At 74.7% G+C, this 4030-nt stretch carries 4 protein-coding genes; 3 read left to right on the top strand and 1 reads right to left on the bottom strand.

All coding sequences use genetic code 11. From position 1 onward, the window contains the following. From CTKZ_RS20610 to CTKZ_RS20600, 3 genes are all read left to right on the top strand, one after another. A partial coding sequence (locus CTKZ_RS20610) for an ABC transporter ATP-binding protein (protein ID WP_235843587.1) occupies positions 1 to 894 on the top strand: 894 nt, incomplete at its 5' end. Continuing rightward, positions 891 to 2255 carry an LLM class flavin-dependent oxidoreductase gene (locus tag CTKZ_RS20605; protein ID WP_124344649.1) on the top strand — a complete coding sequence of 455 codons (1365 nt, stop codon included), beginning with the start codon at positions 891 to 893 and terminating at the stop codon, positions 2253 to 2255. The genes CTKZ_RS20610 and CTKZ_RS20605, both read left to right, overlap by 4 nt. After that, positions 2252 to 3280: an aldo/keto reductase gene (locus CTKZ_RS20600; RefSeq protein WP_124344648.1), complete on the top strand. Its 1029-nt coding sequence runs from the start codon at positions 2252 to 2254 to the stop codon at positions 3278 to 3280. The genes CTKZ_RS20605 and CTKZ_RS20600 overlap by 4 nt, the downstream gene beginning before the upstream one ends. Before the next feature lie 79 nt (positions 3281 to 3359). On the opposite strand, the gene CTKZ_RS20595 is transcribed toward CTKZ_RS20600, so the two are convergent. Beyond that, positions 3360 to 4030 (bottom strand): DUF4352 domain-containing protein (locus CTKZ_RS20595; RefSeq protein WP_148090544.1); only part of this gene is annotated, 671 nt, incomplete at its 5' end.

Below are 4030 nucleotides of genomic sequence, written 5' to 3'. Positions count from 1 at the left end.
GCCGACGGCACCGCGCCACCCGACGGCACCGCGGCACGTGCCGGCGCGGCTGCACCCGCGCACGCCGACGGCCGCGCGCCCGAGCGCTCGGCGGTCCCCCCGCCCGCGCACGGCACCCTCGCCGACGAGCGCACGACCACGACCGACGGCTCGGTCGTCGTCCGGCACCTCGACCGCGCGTACGGCCTCGCCGAGGGCGACGGCCGGGTCCTGCGGGACCTCGACCTCACCATCGCGCCCGGCGAGTTCGTCGCGATCCTCGGCCGCAGCGGCTCGGGCAAGTCGACGCTGCTCCGGGCTCTCGCAGGCCTCGACCACGACGTGCACGGCACCGGCACGGTCGCGGTCCCCGAGCGGGTGTCGGTCGTCTTCCAGGACTCGCGTCTGCTGCCGTGGGCGCGCGTGCTCGACAACGTGACGCTCGGCCTGCGCGGGTCGCAGGCGCGCGAGCTCGGCCGCGAGCGCCTCGCCGAGGTCGGCCTGGCCGGCCGCGAGCGCGCGTGGCCGACCGAGCTGTCGGGCGGTGAGCAGCAGCGCGTGTCGCTGGCCCGCTCGCTCGTCCGGGAGCCGCAGCTGCTCCTCGCCGACGAGCCGTTCGGCGCGCTCGACGCGCTCACCCGGCTGCGCATGCACGGGCTGCTGCGCGACCTGTGCGCGCGGCACCGCCCGGCGGTCCTGCTGGTGACGCACGACGTCGACGAGGCGATCGTGCTGGCCGAGCGGGTCGTCGTGCTCGACGAGGGGCGCATCGCCCTCGACGTGCCCGTCGCGCTCGACGACGGCCCGCGCGACCCGGCCCACCCGCGGTTCGCCGCGCTCCGTGCCCAGCTGCTCGACGCCCTGGGCGCACTGACACCCACCCTTCCCCTCGACGACCCGAGGAGCACCCGATGACCACCCACCGCGAAGGCCACCTGCACCTCAACGCGTTCCTCATGAGCACCGGCCACCACGAGGCGTCGTGGCGCCTGCCGGAGAGCGACCCGTCGTTCGTCTCGACGAACATCGCGTACCTGCAGCGCCTGGCGCAGACGGCCGAGCGCGGGAAGCTCGACTCGATCTTCTTCGCCGACGGCCCGGCGCTGCACCGGGACATCGGCCGCCGCCCGTCGGGCACGCTCGAGCCGACGGTCGTGCTCGCGGCGATCGCGGCCGTGACCCAGCGGATCGGGCTGATCGCGACCGCGTCGACCACGTACAACGACCCGTACAACCTGGCGCGACGCTTCGCGTCGGTCGACCACGTGAGCAACGGCCGGGCCGGCTGGAACATCGTCACGACCGCGTTCGTCGAGGCCGCGCGCAACTTCGGGCTCGACGAGCAGCCCGCGCACGCCGACCGGTACGCACGAGCGGCGGAGTTCATCGAGGTCGCGCTCAAGCTCTGGGACTCGTGGGAGGACGACGCCGAGGTCGGCGACAAGGCGGCAGGGCTCTGGGGCGACTCGTCGCGCGTCCACCCGATCGGCCACGTCGGCGAGCACTTCCGCGTCGCGGGCGCGCTCACGACACCCCGCTCGCCGCAGGCGCACCCGCTGCTCGTGCAGGCCGGGTCGTCGGAGGACGGCAAGGACCTCGCGGCCCGCTTCGCGGAGGCCGTGTTCACGGCGCAGCAGACGCTCGAGGACGCGCAGGCGTTCTACGCGGACCTCAAGCGTCGTGCGGTCGAGTGGGGGCGCGACCCCGCGACGGTGCTCGTCCTGCCGGGGATCGTGCCCGTCATCGGTGCGACCGAGGCCGAGGCGCGGGAGAAGGAGGACGAGCTCGACCGGCTCATCAACCCGGAGTACGCGCGCGTGCAGCTCGCCGCGCAGCTGCGGGTCGACCCGGAGGAGCTGCCGCTCGACCGCGAGCTGCCGGACCACCTGCCGTCGGAGGACGAGATCGAGGGCGCGAAGAGCCGGTACACGCTCATCGTGAACCTGGGCCGGCGCGAGCGGCTGACGGTCCGCCAGCTCATCGGCCGGCTCGGCGGCGGGCGCGGTCACCGCACGTTCTCCGGCACGGCCGAGCAGGTCGCCGACGCGATCCAGGACTGGTACGACCAGGGTGCCGCCGACGGGTTCAACATCATGCCCGCGGTGCTGCCGTCGGGGCTCGAGGAGTTCGTCGACCAGGTGGTGCCGATCCTCGTCGACCGCGGGATCTTCCGGTCGGAGTACACGGGCACGACGCTGCGCGACCACTACGGCCTGGCCCGCCCGGCGAACCCGCACACGGTGGCGCGCCTCGCGACGGCGGAGGTGACCCGATGACGACGTACCGCCCGCTCGGCCGCACCGGCGTGCAGGTCAGCACCCTCACGCTCGGCGCCATGAACTTCGGCGCGTGGGGCAACCCCGACCACGACGCGTCGGTCGCGATCATCCACCGCGCGCTCGACGCCGGGATCAACGTGATCGACACCGCCGACGTCTACTCGCGCGGCGAGTCCGAGACGATCGTCGGGAAGGCCCTCCAGGGCCGCCGCGACGACGTCGTGCTCGCGACGAAGGTGCACGGCCGGCTGTCCGACGAGGTCAACCACGCCGGCAGCTCGCGCCGCTGGATCATCCGTGAGGTCGAGGACTCGCTGCGCCGCCTGCAGACCGACCACGTCGACCTGTACCAGGTGCACCGCCCCGAGCCGGGGACGGACGTCGAGGAGACGCTGTCCGCGCTCGACGACCTGGTCCGCTCCGGCAAGGTCCGCTACGTCGGCACGTCGACGTTCCTCGGGTCGCAGATCGTCCAGGCGCAGTGGGTCGCGCGCGACCGTCGGCTCGTCCGGCCCGTCACCGAGCAGCCGCCCTACTCGATCCTCGCGCGCGGCGTGGAGCGGGAGATCCTGCCCCTCGCCCTGGAGCACGGCCTCGGTGTCCTGCCGTGGAGCCCGCTCGCGGGCGGCTGGCTGTCCGGCCGTCCCGTCGGCGCCGACGCGCCGGTCTCGCCGCGCATCGCCCGCCAGCCGGGCCGGCACGACCCGTCGCTGCCGGAGAACCTCGCGAAGGCCGAGGCCGTGCAGGCCCTCACCAAGCTCGCCGAGGCCGCGGGCCTGACGCTCGTGCAGCTCGCGCTCGGCTTCGTGCTCGAGCACCCGGCCGTCACGTCCGCGATCATCGGCCCGCGCACGCCCGAGCACCTCGACGCGGCGCTCGCCGCGCTCGACGTGCGTCTCTCCGCCGACGTCCTCGACGAGATCGACGCGATCGTCCCGCCGGGCACGACGCTCAACGCCGCCGACGCGGGCTGGACCCCGCCGTCCCTCACGGACGCGACGCTCCGCCGCCGTCCCCGCTGAGGCGCGACGGCAGCGCCGCCCGTGCCGTCGGTCCGCCGGGAAGCCCCGGGGCGCGACGCCACGGGCGGCGCCAGCGTCGTCAGCGCAGCGCGGCCTCGACGCCGCCCGACCAGGCGGAGTCGTGCAGGTCGATCGTCGTGAGCACCGTGCCCGGCGGCACGTCGAAGACCACGACGGCCTCGACGGCGTTCCCGGGGTTGATCTCCTCCATCCACGAGTCGGAGCCGTCGAGGTAGACCGCGGCCGTGGAGTCGGACGAGTACTCCTGCCCGGCCTCGTTGCGCGCCTTCTGCGCGTCGCCGAAGAAGTACTGCGCCTCGTCGCCGATGTTCGTCACCGACATCCGGACGAGGCAGAACTCGCCCTGCGCGTCCTGATGCAGGTACTCGCCGCCGACGGTGGCGAGGCCGCACTCCGTGCCGTGCACGACGAACTCGAACTTGCCGTCGCGGACCGGGGTGCCGAGCGGTGCGACAGCAGGAGCCTCCTCCGCGGGAGCCTCCTCGGCGGGAGCAGCCTCCTCCGGGGCGACCTCGGCGGCGGGCTCCTCGACCACGGCGGGGGCGTCGGCGACCTTGTCGGGCGCCGCCGCGTCGGACGCGTCGTCACCGCCGCCGGACGCCGCGATCGCGACGACCAGGACGGCCGCGCCGATGCCGACGCCCGTCAGCACCTTGTGCCGGGCGAACCAGCCGGGGCGCTTGCCGTCCTCGACCCAGAGCTGCCACCCCTCGGGGGCCGGCCCCCAGC

Source organism: Cellulomonas algicola, from assembly GCF_003851725.1.
Lineage (GTDB): Bacteria > Actinomycetota > Actinomycetes > Actinomycetales > Cellulomonadaceae > Cellulomonas > Cellulomonas algicola.
This window is presented reverse-complemented; position numbering and strand designations above follow the sequence as displayed.